Source organism: Pseudomonas syringae, assembly GCF_001698815.1.
Classification (GTDB): domain Bacteria; phylum Pseudomonadota; class Gammaproteobacteria; order Pseudomonadales; family Pseudomonadaceae; genus Aquipseudomonas; species Aquipseudomonas syringae_A.
Map to the genome: position 1 here is coordinate 1 of NZ_LGSI01000037.1, position 16,726 is coordinate 16,726.

The window sequence follows — 16,726 nt, forward strand, 5'->3', positions numbered from 1 at the left end:
CCAGCAGCCATTTAGGAGAAAACAGTTCGGTGATCTCACCTGATTGCTGCATCGAAATTCCCGTCAGAACGTCCCTCAAATAACTATTAGGGCGTAACCGATGAGTTTGGCCGAGCCTGCAATAGGTTCAGCAACGCCGGCGTGGTGTTGCCACTGCGCCACAATTTTGTGAAGGCCCAATTCTTGCGTCCAAGAGCCCATGGTCGGCATCATGCTTTACTTGATTAAACCGATTTCCACTTATGCGGCAGCAACTCATCGATCTCACTCGCCCGCTGCGTCGGTAGCCGCGTCAGGACATCCTTGAGATAGGCGTACGGGGCATGACCATTTAGCCGCGCTGAGTGGATCAAACTCATGATCGCCGCAGCCCGTTTTCCGCTGCGTAGCGATCCTGCGAAGAGCCAGTTCTTGCGCCCAAGAGCCCATGGCCTGATCTGGTTGTCGGGTAGTCAGACGCGGTTACCCGCGTCCAACCCCCTAAGAACCGTGCATGCGAGTTTCCCAGCACACGGCTCAAGCCTCTACAAAGGCACTGTTAAGTACCCGGTTATACCTCTTTAACATTGGCGTACTGCTGATCTCTGGGGCAACGCAGGTGATAGATCTCAAGATTGACTGCGGCGTCCGTTCCCCCGTCGGCCAACTTTACGATGTGGCGACTATGCCACGGCGTATCTTTGGTAACGGGCTTATGACAAACAGAACATAGGCCGCCTTGCTGTCGCCAGACGCGATAAAGCTTCGCTCGTCCCTTCGTTGATTTGAGCATTTTCTTGTCCCATCGGAACTCGAAATACTCATCCCAATTGGGGTCATGCGGGTTGGCAGCAGCCTTGATCTTGATGTGCCGCACTATCGGCGTGTCCGATTCCTTCAGTAAGGTGTATTCCCTTGCCTTACTGTCTGCGTATTTTTCAACGGTGGAGAACACCCATCGCCGCGAGCCTCGGACTTTGAAATACCTGTCCTTGACCCACCGCTTTCCTTTGCGCGGATGTCGTCTCACCGCCCAGCGCCAGAGCATTGTCCAGACTTCGCTGTCTATCTGATTGAAGACTTTCTTGGCGACCACGTGGCTATGATAGTTCGCCCATCCCCGCAAAATCGGGTTGAGCAGCCCTATCAAATTGACCTGTTTGATCGCCTTGTTGGTCTTGATCACTTCCCGGAGCTTGGCGAGGTGGGCCCTGATGTTCGCTTTCGATGGCTTGATCAGGAGCTTGCCGTTGTACTTGCGCAAGTTCCATCCGAGGAAGTCGAACCCGTCCCCTATGTGCGTTATTTTGGTTTTTTCCGGAGAGAGTACAAGTCCACGCTCTGCCAGAAACTCAACCACGGCGGGCCTGACTTCACTCTCCAGCCACTCTTTCGAACAGCCAGTGATGATGAAGTCATCTGCATAACGCACCATCTGCATTTTTCGGGCTGTCCACTTTGCATTGGGAAACCTCTTCGCCAGCATCGTTTCCAACCCATCCAGCGTCATGTTCGCCAACACCGGGGATATGATGCCTCCCTGCGGGGTTCCGGCGTGGCTGGGGAATAGCTCATTCTGGTAGACGTAACCGGCCTTGAGCCATGTCTGCAAAATCGCTTTATCCATAGGGATGTGGGCGATCAACCAGTCATGGCTGATATTGTCGAAACAGCCTTGAATATCGCCCTCTAACACCCATTCCGCGTTTGCTTTTCGTGACAGCACACCAAAGCACTGTGCGGCGGCATCCGCAGTTGAGCGTTCCGGCCTGAATCCATAAGAGTTCGGGTCGGCGGTGGTTTCCGCTATCGGTTCCAGAGCCAGCAAATGGAGCGCCTGCATGGCCCGGCATTTCATCGCAGGAATTCCGAGAGGTCTTGTCTTGCCGTTTTTCTTCGGAATTAGAACTCTCCGAAGCGGAAGTGGCGAGTAGCCTCGCCGCTTCAACGACGCAATCGCACCGATCTTGGCCCTCGGTGTATTCCAAGTGACCTTGTCTACACCAGGGGTATTTTTGCCTTTGTTTTCAGACACTCGTTTCACGGCCAATGCTTTGCCGCTAAACGAGTGAGTCAGCAGCCATTGCAAGGCTCTCGCTTTGTTATGTCTGCCGTCTTGTACAGCCTTCACAATACGCGCTTGCAGCCCTCTTACTCGACGTTGAGCGTCGGCCCAATTGATGCCGTCCCACGACGTGCCGGAAGGTGCACACGCCAATGCTGCTGCGTTCATTTGCCCTCCCTCCGTTGAAAGGGTTCTACATACTCTCGTGTGAAGAGAGACCATGAGGACGTCTGCCCGCTTTCGCGTGAAGTGATGTTTCAACTTCTATCCAGCCCGTTACAGGATGGCGTTCGCTTTTTCCTCGTTCCTTCGCCCGCACCGCCATGGGCCGTTTTTGCAAATGGCTGTCCCCGAGGGGAGCGATACGGGATTTCCACGTTCCGCTTACTGAAGTACGTCGGGTTAGGTGCCTGCTATCGACCGGGAGGCATGTGGGTCACGAACGCGCGTGCAGAAAAACGCTGTTCCCACCTCCGCTACCTTTTGGTTCGAGCGTATAAGCCATTTCCGCTCGTTTAACTTAACGATCTTTACGCAGGTTCACATGTGTTCACCATACCGACTATCTAGCCCTTGTCCGGCCATGGCTGCCAGAAGGGTACGCCTCTCACGATTAGTACCCAGCACCTTGCGATGCCTCGTCACATTGTCGAAGGCGCTCTTGATTCAGCCTTCTAGATTCACCCGGTGACACGGGTGGTTCCCTCAAAGGGGAACAACTTCTGTAAGCGACTTCGTGTCGCACNACTTCGTGTCGCACTTCTGCCCAGTTATTATCTATGGGCACCGCCCCGTCATCGAGATAGCGCGACAGCGCCGTCCAGCGTTTGAGGCTGTAATCCAGAGCCTTGCTAATAGCCGAGCCGTCGTGCACGAGCTGGCGCTGGGCAATCATCCAGGCATGCAAGGCGTCCATTACCGGCACGGCTTTTTCTTGGCGTATTTGAAGGCGTAAATCCGGTTCCAAGTCGCGGACGTCGCGTTCGATTTCATAGAGCAACTGGATGTAGCGCAAGGCCTGCTCGGCGATCTGGCTCTTGTTGGTGGCGTGTAGCTCGAAAAACTTGCGCCGCGCATGGGCCATGCAGCCGATCTCGGTCACACCCAGTTCAAAGCTGGCCTTGTAGCCGCCAAAATCGTCGCAGACCAGCTTGCCCTTCCAGTCTTGCAGGAAGTTGCGGGCGTGTTCTCCGGCGCGGCTGGGGCTGAAGTCGTAAACGACCGCCGCCAAGTCCGAGAACTGGCTGGTGGCGTAGGCCCAGACATAGGCTCGGTGAGTCTTTTTAGCGCCCGGAGTGAGCATCTGCACCGGCGTTTGATCGGCATGGATCACGCCATGTTCGAGGACAGCATCACGCAGGGCATCGACCAGCGGCTGCAACTGAACACCACAGTTGCCGACCCATTGCGCCAGGGTCGAACGCGCGATAGTCAAACCGGCTCGACCAAAAATCGATTCCTGGCGATAGAGCGGTAAATGGTCGGCGAACTTCGCGATCATGACGTGGGCCAGCAGCCCCGCGGTCGGGATGCCTTTGTCGATGACCTGCGCCGGAACCGGTGCCTGGATCAGTGTTTCGCACTGATCGCAGACCCACTTGCCACGGATATGACGCTCGACGGTGAACACGCCCGGCGTGTAGTCGAGTTTCTCGCTGACATCCTCGCCGATGCGCTTGAGGGCGCAGCCGCACTGGCAATGGCTGTTGTCGGGTTCGTGGTGGATCAGGGTGCGCGGAAACTGTGGCGGCAAGGCGGCGCGCTTAGGTTTTTGCCGAGCCTCGGTCGAAACGGGAACGGGTTGCAGCGCCTCAAGCTCGGCTTCGATGGCCGCGATGTCGGTGTCGATCAGGTCATCGAGCAGGCTGGCTTGATCCGGGCTTAATTGCTCGCTGCGCTTGGCAAACTTGAAGCGCTTGAGCTGCGCGATCTCGTGAGCCAGTTTCTCGTTGACCGTTTTGTGGTGGTGGATTTGCTTGTCCATCGTCTCGATTTTTTGATCGAGACTCTCGACACGCTGCATCAACTGCGCCGCCAGAGCGCGCAGTTGTTCAGGGTTTAGTTGGTCGAGATTGGGAAGCGAAGTCATGCCGCCGATTTTGCCAGAACAGGCCAAAACCGACGATAGGCTCATCGGACAATTGCACGGCCTGGCTGGTCATGGCAGGCGTTATACGATTGAAATCGCGCTGCCTGGCCCGACTCGTTGCCAAGGCAAACCCAGCACCAAGGCGTGCAGTTGTTCGACGCCCAATTCTATTTGAGAGCCGTGCCGAGAACTCGGCCAGAAGAACTTGCCCTGATGCAAACGGCGGGCCGCCAGCCAGATGCCCAGCCCGTCATGCACCAGCACTTTCACGCGATTGGCGCGGCGGTTGGCAAACAGATAAGCACAGTGCGGCTGCGCCGCACCGAACACTGCTACCACCCGCGCCAGCGCAGTGTCGGTGCCGGCGCGCATGTCCATCGGTTCGGTAGCGAGCCAAATCGCATCAATGCGGATCATCGCAACAGGTCTCTCAGAAAGGTCGCGCAGACAGCAGCGCTGTCGGTCGGCCAATTCACTTTGACCGTGCCGCGTGGGTGTGGAATTTCGAGACAAATAGTCGATGACGCGACTTCCGACCTTGCCCCGGTAGGCTGCAAGGGCAGCGGAATGAAAGCAGGTTGCAGCACCATGGTTTTCTGCGTTGCACTCGAATCCATTTATGGACGAGATTAGCGTTGAGGCTGTGGCTCAGCGCGATATTGGCAATCGAAGCTCCGGGCTGGGAGCACTCTTGAATGACTTGGGCTTTGAAGGATTTGGAGTAGGAACGGCGTTGTGGCTGCATGAAAGACCCGCTTAAAAGGCTAGAACTGGTGTCCACTTAAATTTAAGTGCACACCATGTCTTGGCTTTACGGGGCAGGCTAGATGACTTTGCCGGACGCATACGCTTCATCAGCCGAGGTAAGGGAATGGAAATAGAAGGCTGGGGCTGAAAACGGGCACGAGCTATAAGGCGCACAGGTTCCCGCGGCGAAAGCCGCTGACCACCGTCGGCTCATCGCTCTTGAGTGTTTCGTCTAGATAAAGTCACTCATATGGAGGATATGGGCGTATGGTTGAAGATTGGAAGAGGAGTAATCACTATGGACCGCATGGGCGATCGACTAAGAGAGGAACGTAAAAAATCAGGTCTCAGTCAGCAAGGATTCGCGGCATTGGGCGGCGTTGAGGCGAACGCTCAGGGTCACTATGAGAGTGGCAAGCGCGTACCTAAAGCCGACTATCTGGCTGCCATCGCAAAAGGAGGCGTCGATATCTTGTACGTCGTATTGGGCAAACGCACACCTACGGCTGCAGATAGCCTCGATGAGGCCGAACGAACGGTGCTTGAACATTACCGTTCCTTGGACACCGGCGATAAAAACGCCATAGGGCATCTGTCGTCATCCCTGTCCGATTGCGACTGAGCTTTGATGGATCGCTTTGTTTCAATCCTTCCGGCCCTGTTAGCAATCGGTTGGGTTGGGATCGTGCTCGTTTTTCTTTGGGCAATCACCAGCGGCTAACAACCTGTGCAGCTCTGTCCCTGACAGATAAACATTAGCTAGATGGGAGTGATGCGAAAGTCGAGCGGATAAATGGTTTGGTGGTGACGGCAGGATGCCAGAGGAGAAGGCGTTGTATGAAGTCAATGCATCGCAGTTACCGAACCCCCAGCAGAGGCGTAACATCTCATGCAGAAGCATCTCGGTGCGAACCGAGTTTTTTTACCTGGTTGTCACCAATGGCCTCAGCGACTATCAAAGCATTGTTTAAGAGTGCTTCTAAAGAATAGGAGACACGTTCTGGAATATCGTCGTAGCCCTGAACTTCAGCAACCGTAGTGAGATATTTTACAGTCGCAACAATCGCAAGCTGATTTTGACAAAATGAATGAAGCCGAATCGCCCATTCGCTGCCTGCCTGTGAAAGAGAAGCCAACCGTTCGGTTTGCTCGAAGTAGGTCTCGAAGATAGTGTCGAACGAATCCGATATACCGTCCGCTCCGGGTTTTCCCGTTGGCGGCACAGGTTTCCCAGTCAGGACATAAACGACATCAATACCGGCGGTTAATATCTTTGCCAAATAGTCCGCGCGTGGAGATCTTTTTCCTTTCTCATATAAGCCTTGAGCATTAGCTGCAACGCCCCCGACCCGTCCCAGTTCCTGCTGTGTGAGCCCTATGCGGGTTCGTTCCTGTTTGAGCCTGGCGCCAATCGTCGACATATCTCGATCCAAATGGGTAATGCACATAGTGGGAAGGTGGAATTTCTTTTTCAATTCCGCCCGTCTTCTTGAAGTCTAGCAGTGCATCGTGGAAGGATATCCGGCATTTACAGTGCAGAAGTGACGGCCAGCCTGAGCCATAATCGAAAATCGTACCCAGGTATGGCCGGCCAGAGTCGTCCTGTCTCTGACTGTAAGTTTAGCGCATGATTTTTAGAGTAAATCGTGTCGATGACAGGTTTGGTGTTCGTCGGCAGGACGCCGGGGAGGGAGTTCAGCGTTGCAAAACTCAACGCTAAGTTATTGATTCATATAGCCACTTGTGCCGCCTTTTGAGTGACGGCGAACGGCCCATAAATCTGTTATGAATCATGTGGTTGGCGCAGCGCCGGAGATCACCTTGACATGGTGGACTCTATAGCCGGTGTGGCTGCGGACCACCAAGACAAGTTAATTCAGTTTGGCGGACTCGTCTTCATTTTTTTCAGCGACTGGTCCTTCGATCTTGAGTTGCGCGCTGGAGAGCGGGTCAGAGCTTAGCGGAGAGCTGCTGGGACTGCGAATCCAGCGGAAGAAGTAGTAAATTCCCGCCGTGAGGAGCACTGCCGCCACAACAGGATCTGGGATCTTTTTCAGAAATCCCATTAATAAGCCCCCGGCTGTCATTAGCAGAGTTGGGCCGGTGTGAAAAATTAAAAAGTACAGATACACGAGCAACGCACAAAGTATGAACACCTTGATCGCAACCCCAAAAACGGCCAAATAGAACAAGGCGGGCACCACAACTACCGCTGCGCCTTTCAGTTTTTTCGAGGTTTTACGATTCACATTGATTAGTCCGAGCCATCATATGCGCCATCATCGCGTAGTTTTTCGGATTTGGATACGTACCGAAGCGCCTGTGGAGTGCTGAGGTTTAACCACTGCCGATCTCAATTAAGCTTGCCACTGAGCGGGTTTCTTTCTGTCCGCAGAAAAGCATGACCGCAACTCAAAAAGATCGAGACGTACTACACGCATATTGGGCGAGGCTAAGGGCGAAATGTGGATGGGATGGTGGCCGCGGCCTTGACCATTCGCAATCGGGTTGAAATGGGCCTGTACCACGATCGCAAGCCTGACTGGTGGGGTGAGGGCTATGCCGGGGTGTGCTTGAAACCCTGGCAGTTCAGTTGCTGGAACAAGAACGATCCGAACTATCCATTCCTCAGCGGCGCGAAGCAGATTCCGTTCCGAGAGTTTGCCCAGACGCAGATTGCTGCTGACCATGTGATGGCCGGAAAGGTGCCAGATCCAACCGGCGGGGCCACGCACTACTACGCGACCACCATGTCCGCGCCACCGGTGTGGGCGGCAAAGGCCAGGCAGACGCTGAAGCTCGGTCGTCACGTCTTCTTCAAGGATGTGCCGTGATGACGCCGTGACCAAGGAATGATTGCGCTCGCGGCTCGCAAGGATATGTGCGGGAGGCTACTGGAAGGTAAATTGATAGTCCTGCTGTTGAGCATCAACAGAGAGAAAACCCCGACAAGCAACAAGGCTTGTCGGGGTTGCTAGTAACGCAAAGTAGATACGGCTTTAAGCGGTAGGTTAGAGAATGATGTCTGTAGCCGCCAGGATAGTGACGCCGATGAGCTTAATGGCGAAATCGGTTTCGCTGTTTGTATCGGTGTTGCCGTACAGCACACCATCCTGAAACCTCAGTTGCCCGGCTCCGGTAAAGGCAACAGCATTGCCGATGAACGAAAAAGCCTCGTTGTAGCTTGTGTTCGTTATGGCATCCAGTGTCCCCAGATCGATTTTGTCCTGCCCGCGGATGAAGTCAGTGATGACGTCAGTGCTTGCACCGGTCTTTCCCATGTCCGACAGCGAAGTGAAGATGAATGTGTCGTTGCCTGCACCACCGGTCAGCGTATCGTTGCCCGCACCGCCAATAAGTATGTCGTTGCCTGCACCACCATTAAGCAGGTTGGCAACGGAGTTGCCGGTCAGTGTGTTGCCCAGGGTATTGCCGGTGCCATTGATGGCCGCCGTGCCAGTCAGGACCAGATTCTCGACATTGGCGCTCAGCCCATAACTGATCGAGGTCTTGATGGTGTCGTTGCCGGCGCCGGAGTACTCGATCACCTGATCGCCGGCATTATCAACCACGTAGGTGTCGTTGCCTCGACCACCCAGCATCCTGTCAGCACCGACGCCGCCGGAAATGACGTTAGCACCGCTATTGCCGACGAGCTGGTTGTCCAGGGCGTTACCCGTAGCGTCGATGTTCGCGGTACCGGAAAGCGTCAGATTTTCAACGTTGTCCGACAGCGCGTAGCTCCCTGAACTGATGACCAGATCGGTTCCGCCCAGATTCGCTTCAACCACGACGTCCCCACTGTCCTGAACGTAGTAGGTATCGTTGCCAGCTAGGCCTTCCAGGCGATTGTCCAGTCCATTACCGATCAGGGTATCGTTGTAGATACTACCTATGGCGTTCTCGATCCGTGCCTCGGTAATCTGAGTCATGCCATCAGTCAAGGCATCAACCAGATTGGAGCTGTCCGCTGCCAACGTCACGACTGTTCCGAAGCCAAGCTGATCGACAAGGTTGTTGTAATAGGTTTCGTTGCCGGCGGTTACTGCAAAAACCGGTACGATTCCACTGGCCAACAGCTTGGTTTTGAGCAGTGCAACCGTCGGATAGTCTTCGAGCTCCAGCACCGCATCACCGTCATTGGCGACGTAAGACGTGTCGCCTGCCTTGTGATAGTCAGCATCAGTCATCACTACCGCAACCCGGAAGGATTCGGCGCGAAAACCGAGTTCGGTCTGGCGCAAGGCGGCCTGCATCAGCGCTTCGATTTGCGCCTCTGGCGAGTCGCCGCCACTGCCGATGGTCAGCGTATTGAGTGCATTGACCAGGCTGGTCTGATTGGCGGTCATTGCCAGATCAGTGCGATAGACGTATTCGCCCTTGTCGATGAAGGAGGCCAGGCCGAAACGATTGTCAGCCTGAACCGAGGACAGGGCGGATACCACTTGGGGCACTAGAGTCTTCACTTTTGCAACGTCGTCGCCAAACGAGCCGGAGGCGTCCTGGAGGAAGAGCACGTCGAGTGGCACGTCTACCGTGCCTCCGGAGGAAAGCGTCACCATCCGTCCATTGATGTTGCTGGTGCTGCCAGGCGTGAGATCGATGGTGACACCGCCAGTAGCGCCCGAAGCGTTCAGCGTATCAATACCGCTTGTGTCTTCAATCAGGATAGATCCAGTGGTGCCGCTAACGACGTAGGTATCGTTGCCTGCACCACCGCTCAGCGTGTCATCGCCGATCGAGTCGGTTAAACGATCATTGCCCGCATCACCGAAGAGCTGGTCACTGCCTGCGCCGCCAACGAGGATGTCATTGCCATCACCGCCACGCAGGATATTGGCATTGCCGTCACCTGTAAGGCTGTCACCAAATTTGCTGCCTGACAGGTTTTCAATGTTGATCAGGGTGTCGATCCCTGACCCGCTAGTAGCCTGGCTGGCGCCATTGACCGCCACCGTGACACCCGCAGTGGCGCTGGCGTAACTGACGGTATCGTTGCCGCTACCACCATTGATAGTACTGTTACCCACGTTGGCGGAGATCAGGTTATTCAGGGTATTGCCGGTAGCGCTCAAGGCTCCGGTGCCGATCAATGACAGGTTCTCGATGGTCGTGCGGGTTTCGAGCGAAAAACTGACCGTACTTTGAACGGTATCAACACCTGAAGTGTCGGTGATGACATCGGTATTGGTGTCGACGATATAGAGGTCGTTGCCATCGCCTCCGTTCAGTGTGTCAATCCCGGCGCCACCATTCAGGGTGTCGTTGCCAGCCAGACCGTTCAGGATATTGTTGCTGGCATTGCCCAAGAGCGTGTTGTTGCCGGCGTTGCCCGTACCGGTTAACGCGGTACCGGCCAGTGTCAGGTTTTCCAGAGTGGCGCCAAGCGTGTAATTCAGATAGCTGATAACGGTGTCGGTACCACCGGTACTGGCTTCGGTTATGACATCTGCACTATCGCGCACCACGTAGGTGTCGTTGCCGGCACCACCGATCATCTGGTCTGCTCCCGCACCACCATCAATGATGTTGGCTGCGGCATTACCCACGATGGTGTTTGCGAGGTTGTTACCGGTGCCATTGATGGCGCCGGTTCCGGTCAGCGTCAGGTTCTCGATGGTGGCATAAGTAGCCAGACTGAAATTTACCGACGACTCTATCCGGTCCGTACCGGCCGAATCCGTAATGATATCGGTCGTGGTATCGACGACATAGACATCGTTACCGTTGCCGCCATTCAGTGTATCGACGCCGCCCTCACCTTTGAGGGTGTCGTTGCCATCACCACCGACCAGCACATTGTTCGAAGCATTGCCGATCAATATGTTGGCGTTGGCATTACCGGTAGCGTTCTGGGCCGTGCCGGTTAGCGTGATGTTTTCGACATTCAGAAACGTGGCAATGCTGAAGTTGACACTGCTCTTGACGGTATCGATGCCTTCATTGACATTCTCGGTGATCTTATCGCTAACCGAATCGACGACATAGAGGTCATTGCCGATACCTCCATTCATCTGGTCGTCACCCGTGCCACCATCCAGGGTGTCATTGCCGCTACCGCCGATCAGGGCGTCGTTGCCAGCCCCACCTAGGAGGGTGTCATTACCATCATTGCCACTGAGCGTGTTAGCCGCACTGTTGCCGGTAATTATATTGTCGCGCCCATTGCCGGTACCATTAATGGCGGAAGTTCCGGTCAGTGTGAGGTTGGCCTGATGCGCCGCAAGCGCTGATGTCACGCTGCTGGAAATATCCTGGGTGAAATTGACAAGACTGCTTAGTTCGGTCGAACTCATGCCCGTCAAGTAGTTGCTATTAGACAGCCCCGCGAGCGAACTGCCGATCGCCTGTGCTCCGGCCGCATTGTTCGCCAGTGCATAGAAATGCATGACAACTTTGGTTTCCCCAGCGCCAAGCGACAGGTTGTAGCTGCTCTGTGGTTGATCAACAGCGCTGTAGTTCTGACTGGTGGTGCTTGGCGAACCGGCACCTCCCGACACTACATGGACAAGATTGGCATCGGAAGTGTTAGTGCTACCGACGGCAAACCAGTCGTCAGCGGTATTGCGCAAGGTGTCACCGCTGCTGGTGGCGGTCACAACAGTCCTTGAATCGTAATAGATATTGTCCGTCAGCTGAAGATTGACTGACTGTGGGGCAATTCCGGTGTTTTTAACGACTTCCAGCGTGCGGACAAAACCATCGCCGATGTAGGTAGTGCGCGTGAGAGTAATGCCAGAGGCAGAATCTGTCGCAGTGACAGTCTGTGTATTGGCTGTGGCGCTGGCGGATGTCCATGTCAGGTAAGCAGCCGAAGTTGATCCGCTGATGTAAAGGTTTAAGGAGCTGCTGTCCAAAGTATTGGAGGAGGGTGCTGACGTTTTAGCCTGATTGACATTGCCGCGGCTATCGACAGCCCAAGTGTTTCCTGATGCATCCGTATAATTCAATGCCATTGACAATGCTCCTTGCGTTTGAGTATTTCGGGAAGACGGGAATAGGGGAGAGGTTTATTTTTTGCCAAGTGCCGTGCGCGGGAAAAAAATCGGTCCGCTTTCCTGATGCATTGCAAGGGCATTTCGGCGATATAGGTCTGGGGCAATAGACCTGTCATCAAAACCAGGGTTTTTAGGCTCATCAGGACTTCCATTTACAAACTATGGGTGATGGGTTTTTGTTACAGGGGGAAATCGGCTGTGAAGGGGGGCAAGAATAGCCTGCTTGCTGGCCTTCTGCCATGCCTTGGCTGGATTGCCATGCAGGAATTCGCAAGCGCGGCAAAGGGGTCGGATTTAGTTCGGCGCTGTGCTGGGGGGCAGGCACTAAATCCGAGAATCATCTGGCCGATTTGATGGCGGAAAGTGTGCACATGAACCAAGCCGTCGGAGTATTGGCCAAACATTCCCGGAAGCTCGAGAGAGACTGGATGAAAACCGTGGTTTGAAGTCCGTTTTATGCAGCAACTGATTCCCTGGCTGCTTACTCAGTTCCCGCTGGGTCTTCATAAACCCACTCAAACAGTTGTCGATCGCGATGATCGCTCGGTGCGGCTAGATCGCTTTGAAGAATGGGCCATGAGCTACTTTCTCAACTCGAGCATTGATCGGCGCGATGCAGTCTTTAGCCCAGTGCGGGCGGCAGCCCCAGCGAACCATGTCAGCGCGCAGAAACTGACCTTCTTGGTGAAAGAGGGCAAGCTGAGTGGTCGGAGAGGCGTTATAGCGTTCGAAAGGCTGGTCGTCGGCATAGTTGATTAATGCGTTGGGGATGCTCAGCGCTGCCACAAAGTCGTGAATGCCGTCGTATTGGGAAAGTCGTCCGCACATCGTTCGATCCTCGCGCTGGTCTATCAGCGTAGACCAGCGGCAACCTCGTTGGTTGCGCGGCCCCAATCGTCAGGGGCCAATTGATGAAACTTCCGCTCGGATGGATGCTGTTTATTTATCCAGTATTGAGAGGGTCATGTACTTCCTTATTACAGTCATGAGAGAGAAGGGTTTAGCCCGAGATTGGAAGTCTATCCGGCAGACGGTCGGCATTCGCGGCGACATCAACATCAGGAATCAGATGTGCGAGCAGCTCAACCAGACGAGTGACATTGCTGAAATCCGTCCGGCTGGCATGCCGCTCGATGCGGTACCGCTTCCGCCGCTCTTGGATGCCCGGCTATCAGGGATGGCGACCAACGCTTTCACGTTGAGTGGCCTAGAGGAAATCGATGGTGTTCTGTATGCGCAGTCGTGGTGGTGCAGGGAGGTTTGATTTTCGGCAGGACGCCGGGGAGGGTGGAGCGCAAAACCTCTGCTGGAGGCCACGGATTACCGTTTGCATAAGCACAAAAAAGCGGATGTTTTGCCACCCTTGAAAGGGGTTGTATCCTTTTTAAATCAAAAGGTTAGGTCGCTACAGTCCCCAGCATGGGGTGCTAGGGGTCGAGTGTTCGAATCACTCCGTCCCGACCATATAATTCAAGGGGTCGCGAGATTTTATCTCGCGACCCCTTTTTATTTTCAGTGGTTTTTACCCCTACAAAACCACTGGCGCTGGGTGGAATCCTCGGCTGAGAGTAATTTCGATCGGTAATGTGTCACCCGCGTCTATGCCTATATGATCAGGGTCATAGACAGAGCACGTAATCCATTCGGTTTCCGTAAACTTCGCGATGCCAGCAAAACGCATGCTTGTCATGCGCGTTCCCAGCCTCAAGATGTTAGTAGTCGCTACAATCTCCGCTATTGCTGAGCGTTCTTCGGCAGTCAGTAGCGCCTTGGAGATTGCAGTGTTGATGGACATCTTCGGTTCTTCCCACATTTAAAGCTGATGAGTAAAGGGTTCGACAGCTCCAACCACTTGGCGGGTAGGGTCGCAAAACATACCGTGATGTTTGCTTTTTATTTGATCCAGTTGGTAGCCCATCACATTTAGAAACGCGTCGTTTGCGGTGATGATATTTCCGCCGAGGTCAAACTCGATTATCGCGGTGGAGCGCAGCAGGGCATTGATAAGTGCTTCGTTTCCCTAGCCTTATTAAAGGAATCTGTGACATCGGTTGCCAGACACTTCATGTACTGTACTTTTCCGGAGTCGTCCTTTATCGGGGACCACGTCGCGTGCAGCCATATGAGTGCGCCATTTTTATGAATGTACCGATAGTCATCGGTAACTGCCGCCCCGGCTGAAACAGCAGACCTTAAGGTCCGGAAGCACGGTAGCGTGGAGACGTAATCGGGAACCAGCTCAGCCATCGGCCATCCCAACATTTCATTCCTGCCTCTGCGATGAACCCCTGCATCATCATTTTGTGCGCGATTGACGCAGCCCAGCCCGCCCCCCCGTCAGGTCGCATCTGTTCAAAAAAGTGCAATTTTTATTCGTGCTCAACCGCTACAAGGATCTTGTATCCCTATCGTGCGATCGCTGCGGCATACGCGTGCGCGTTGATGTATTCGAGCACCCTGGCGTCCTGAGCGCCATTGCGTGACCGTTAACCCTCGCCAAGGTTCCTCGTTGGTCAATTTTTGTCGCTAGAACTGGGGACAGACGCAGTGATGGCAATTTGAATACCATCGCTTACTCAGTAATAACCCCTTCAATTGAGCTCTAGGTGCTTCGCCTTCAAAGCCAAGTCGCCAAAGCCTACCGACGTGGCGGAATGACGGATGAGTTGTCTCAACCAAGAGTTGGGTTCATTTGCGATCAGTGCGACTAACCCCGCAGGCGTCAACCCTCGAGAAAGTGAGGCGTATGTCCTCGCGCAGGTCGAGCTGGAAAAACTCACCAATATTCACTCCGCTTCAGGCGTCGACTGGCCCAAAGTCGCTGATGCGTGCGCACGGGTTATTCGTGACGAAGGCAAGGACCTTAATGCTGTTGTCTGGCTATTGTGTGCCTGGACCAGTACGACCGGTTTGCCCGGCCTGGCGATGGGCATCCACGTATTACGCGAAATGCTCGAGCTGTATTGGGACGATTTGACGCCGCCCGTCACTCGGCTACGAGCTCGGCGTAATCAGGCGCAATGGCTCCTTGACTGGCTGACCGTGAAGGTCGACGAGTCGTTCGAGCCTATGCCAGGCGCTCTTTTACAGGCCCTGCTGGAAGACTGGCAGGCGATTGACCGATTCTGGCGCGACAAGGATGACGACGGTCCTAACTTCCTTGTATTGAGTCGACGCCTGTCATTGTTACCAGTGCTCGCCAGCGCGCCGCTTGTTGCCGCAGAGTCTGAGCCTGAGCAGGTTGAGCCGCCTGCCACAAGTGAAAGCGAAGTTGCGCCTGCGTCGGCAACAACCCGGCAGTCGCCCGGTGTATCAGCAGCATCCAAAAAGGCTCCACCTGTTCTGGCATCACCGCCAGACCTGGGTAGCCTGGAAACTGATGACGCGATTGAAAGTGCAGTGAGTGGCGTGTTTGGCGCGCTTGCTCCTCTCGTGACGTTTTGCCTTGAATCTCGAACAACATTGCCATTGCTGTTCCGCCTGAATCGCCAGATGGCGTGGACAACGCTTACGCAATTGCCTCCCGCCCAAGGCAATGTCACCCGCTTGCCACCGCCGTCTGATTCAGAGCTGGAAAGCTTCAACCGTTTGCAAAGCGTCGGTGAGCCGTTGGATGTCATTCGATTTTGCGAAGGCAGGTTGAATACCTTTCCGTTCTGGCTAGACCTCAATCGCGCAAGCCACGCGGCGCTGCTTAAGCTGGGTTCCGCAGCCGTCTCGGGTGCTACGAGTCTTGTGCTGGAGACACGCCACTTCCTGGCTCGACTTCCTCTATTGGCTGAACTCGCATTCGCCGACGGTCGGCCGTTCGCAGACGGCGCCACGTGCGCCTGGCTCGCAGGACTGGCTCCGGTAAATCGCGCCACTGCTGGCGACGCATTACAGGCGTTGATTGACGAGGCTGCGCAGGAGGCTGCCGATGGCCGGCTGAGTGACGCGATGAATCGTCTACAGGACAACCTGCGTGAGGTCAGTGGAGGCCGTGATCGCTTCCGGTTGCGCTGCGCTCAATGTCTTTTATTGCATCGCTTTGATCCACGTATCCAGTTGCACGTTGCGGTTGATGTGCTGCTGCAAGAAGCAAACGAGCAGGGGCTGGACCGCTGGGAGCCCGAGCTGGTGCGACCCCTTTTAGAGCTGGCAATCAGCCGTGAGGATGGTGGTGAGGCCAGAGTGACATGGGCGAAGCAGTTGGCCGCAATGGATCTGCCTGCTTTCTGGCGTCTTGCCAGCCCAGAAATGAGTTCTATCGCGTAACAGGCAACACCCGACAGGCATGTACATGTTCGTGCCTTGAGTTATTCAACGGCCGCGTCGAGCGTGCCCGGTAAACAGGAGTGGGATTAAATGGCTAGTGAAGGTTCGGTCGCGCCTAAAGAGCGCGTCAATATTGTTTACAGCTCCGACACCGGTGGCGCTCAAGAGCAGGTTGAGTTGCCGCTGAAGCAATTGGTTATCGGCGACTTTACCTTGCGTAATGACGATACGCCGGTTGAGGACCTTAAACCGATTCGCGTCGATAAAGACAACTTCACGGATGTGCTCAAGGGTCAGAACTTGAGCCTGCAGTTGGCAGTGCCCAATCGCCTGGCAGAGAACGCCCCGGCCGATGAACAGATTCCAGTATCGCTGACGTTTCAGTCCATTCGCGATTTCGAACCTGATGCCATCGTCTCCCAGGTTCCGGAGTTGCAACAGCTCATCGCTTTGCGTGACTCGCTCAAAGCCTTGAAAGGCCCAATGGGCAACCTGCCGGAGTTCCGCAAACAACTTCAGGCCCTGATGAATGATGACGGTGCCCGCGAGCGCCTCCTTTCGGAACTTGGCGTTAAGGACAAGGAATAACCC

At 54.8% G+C, this 16,726-nt stretch carries 12 protein-coding genes and 5 pseudogenes; 5 read left to right on the forward strand and 12 right to left on the reverse strand.

The annotated features are described in order from the left end of the window. Positions 1 to 224: 224 nt before the first annotated feature. The 5 genes and pseudogenes from AFK24_RS29830 to AFK24_RS32000 form a co-directional block, all read right to left on the reverse strand. Positions 225 to 446: pseudogene (locus AFK24_RS29830) on the reverse strand (transposase domain-containing protein); the annotation flags it as partial. Between the two features lie 104 nt (positions 447 to 550). Next, positions 551 to 2,212 (reverse strand): group II intron reverse transcriptase/maturase, encoded by a 1,662-nt coding sequence (gene ltrA / locus AFK24_RS09865; protein WP_065833061.1) that lies wholly within the window; start codon positions 2,210 to 2,212, stop codon positions 551 to 553. Between the two features lie 592 nt (positions 2,213 to 2,804). Beyond that, positions 2,805 to 4,133: pseudogene (gene tnpC, locus AFK24_RS09870) on the reverse strand (IS66 family transposase); the annotation flags it as partial. Between the two features lie 81 nt (positions 4,134 to 4,214). Continuing rightward, positions 4,215 to 4,550 carry an IS66 family insertion sequence element accessory protein TnpB gene (gene tnpB, locus AFK24_RS30655; protein ID WP_065833062.1) on the reverse strand — a complete coding sequence of 112 codons (336 nt, stop codon included), beginning with the start codon at positions 4,548 to 4,550 and terminating at the stop codon, positions 4,215 to 4,217. Between the two features lie 55 nt (positions 4,551 to 4,605). Then, the gene (locus tag AFK24_RS32000; RefSeq protein WP_139110480.1) at positions 4,606 to 4,878 is read right to left on the reverse strand and encodes a transposase; all 273 of its coding nucleotides are present in this window, start codon (positions 4,876 to 4,878) and stop codon (positions 4,606 to 4,608) included. A gap of 300 nt (positions 4,879 to 5,178) precedes the next feature. Between AFK24_RS32000 and AFK24_RS29845 the strand changes: the two genes are divergently transcribed. Beyond that, positions 5,179 to 5,502, forward strand: coding sequence for a helix-turn-helix domain-containing protein (locus AFK24_RS29845; RefSeq protein WP_080482121.1), 324 nt, complete (start codon positions 5,179 to 5,181; stop codon positions 5,500 to 5,502). 265 nt (positions 5,503 to 5,767) lie between these two features. Here the strand turns inward: AFK24_RS29845 and AFK24_RS09885 are convergent, their stop codons facing one another. Both AFK24_RS09885 and AFK24_RS09890 read right to left on the reverse strand, forming a co-directional pair. Next, a complete protein-coding gene (locus AFK24_RS09885; protein WP_065833064.1) occupies positions 5,768 to 6,301 on the reverse strand; it encodes a helix-turn-helix domain-containing protein in 534 nt (177 codons plus the stop codon). 450 nt (positions 6,302 to 6,751) lie between these two features. Then, on the reverse strand, positions 6,752 to 7,129 hold the full coding sequence (locus AFK24_RS09890) for a hypothetical protein (RefSeq protein ID WP_139110481.1): 378 nt from the start codon (positions 7,127 to 7,129) through the stop codon (positions 6,752 to 6,754). 152 nt (positions 7,130 to 7,281) lie between these two features. Between AFK24_RS09890 and AFK24_RS09895 the strand changes: the two are divergent. After that, positions 7,282 to 7,714 (forward strand): annotated as a pseudogene (locus AFK24_RS09895) (cell wall hydrolase). A 177-nt stretch (positions 7,715 to 7,891) separates the two neighbouring features. Here AFK24_RS09895 and AFK24_RS31810 read toward each other — a convergent pair. After that, positions 7,892 to 11,836, reverse strand: coding sequence for a M10 family metallopeptidase C-terminal domain-containing protein (locus tag AFK24_RS31810; protein WP_065833066.1), 3,945 nt, complete (start codon positions 11,834 to 11,836; stop codon positions 7,892 to 7,894). A 597-nt stretch (positions 11,837 to 12,433) separates the two neighbouring features. Next, positions 12,434 to 12,706: pseudogene (locus AFK24_RS09905) on the reverse strand (SOS response-associated peptidase family protein); the annotation flags it as partial. Between the two features lie 136 nt (positions 12,707 to 12,842). Between AFK24_RS09905 and AFK24_RS09910 the strand changes: the two are divergent. After that, positions 12,843 to 13,142, forward strand: coding sequence for a hypothetical protein (locus tag AFK24_RS09910; protein ID WP_065833067.1), 300 nt, complete (start codon positions 12,843 to 12,845; stop codon positions 13,140 to 13,142). A 267-nt stretch (positions 13,143 to 13,409) separates the two neighbouring features. Here the strand turns inward: AFK24_RS09910 and AFK24_RS31555 are convergent. From AFK24_RS31555 to AFK24_RS32010, 3 genes and pseudogenes are all read right to left on the reverse strand, one after another. Beyond that, positions 13,410 to 13,673: pseudogene (locus tag AFK24_RS31555) on the reverse strand (GAF domain-containing protein); the annotation flags it as partial. An 18-nt stretch (positions 13,674 to 13,691) separates the two neighbouring features. Next, positions 13,692 to 13,883, reverse strand: coding sequence for a PAS domain S-box protein (locus AFK24_RS32005; RefSeq protein WP_139110487.1), 192 nt, complete (start codon positions 13,881 to 13,883; stop codon positions 13,692 to 13,694). Then, complete coding sequence (locus AFK24_RS32010) at positions 13,853 to 14,203, reverse strand: PAS domain-containing protein (protein WP_080482113.1); 351 nt, start codon at positions 14,201 to 14,203, stop codon at positions 13,853 to 13,855. The genes AFK24_RS32005 and AFK24_RS32010 overlap by 31 nt, the downstream gene beginning before the upstream one ends. Before the next feature lie 336 nt (positions 14,204 to 14,539). Between AFK24_RS32010 and tssA the strand changes: the two genes are divergently transcribed. Together tssA and tssB are read left to right on the forward strand one after the other, a co-directional pair. Next, positions 14,540 to 16,135, forward strand: a complete 1,596-nt coding sequence (tssA, locus tag AFK24_RS09920; RefSeq protein WP_065833068.1) for a type VI secretion system protein TssA — start codon at positions 14,540 to 14,542, stop codon at positions 16,133 to 16,135. A gap of 90 nt (positions 16,136 to 16,225) precedes the next feature. Next, positions 16,226 to 16,723 carry a type VI secretion system contractile sheath small subunit gene (gene tssB / locus AFK24_RS09925; RefSeq protein WP_065833069.1) on the forward strand — a complete coding sequence of 166 codons (498 nt, stop codon included), beginning with the start codon at positions 16,226 to 16,228 and terminating at the stop codon, positions 16,721 to 16,723. Positions 16,724 to 16,726: the final 3 nt, after the last annotated feature.

Bases quoted from the DNA above. Each gene is read 5' to 3' on its own strand.
- ltrA (WP_065833061.1), bottom strand. From the start codon at position 2,212: ATGAACGCAGCAGCATTGGCGTGTGCACCTTCCGGCACGTCGTGGGAC.
- AFK24_RS31810 (WP_065833066.1), bottom strand. From the start codon at position 11,836: ATGGCATTGAATTATACGGATGCATCAGGAAACACTTGGGCTGTCGAT.
- tnpB (WP_065833062.1), bottom strand. From the start codon at position 4,550: ATGATCCGCATTGATGCGATTTGGCTCGCTACCGAACCGATGGACATG.
- tssA (WP_065833068.1), top strand. From the start codon at position 14,540: ATGAGTTGTCTCAACCAAGAGTTGGGTTCATTTGCGATCAGTGCGACT.
- AFK24_RS32000 (WP_139110480.1), bottom strand. From the start codon at position 4,878: ATGCAGCCACAACGCCGTTCCTACTCCAAATCCTTCAAAGCCCAAGTC.
- AFK24_RS09910 (WP_065833067.1), top strand. From the start codon at position 12,843: ATGTACTTCCTTATTACAGTCATGAGAGAGAAGGGTTTAGCCCGAGAT.
- AFK24_RS09885 (WP_065833064.1), bottom strand. From the start codon at position 6,301: ATGTCGACGATTGGCGCCAGGCTCAAACAGGAACGAACCCGCATAGGG.
- AFK24_RS29845 (WP_080482121.1), top strand. From the start codon at position 5,179: ATGGACCGCATGGGCGATCGACTAAGAGAGGAACGTAAAAAATCAGGT.
- tssB (WP_065833069.1), top strand. From the start codon at position 16,226: ATGGCTAGTGAAGGTTCGGTCGCGCCTAAAGAGCGCGTCAATATTGTT.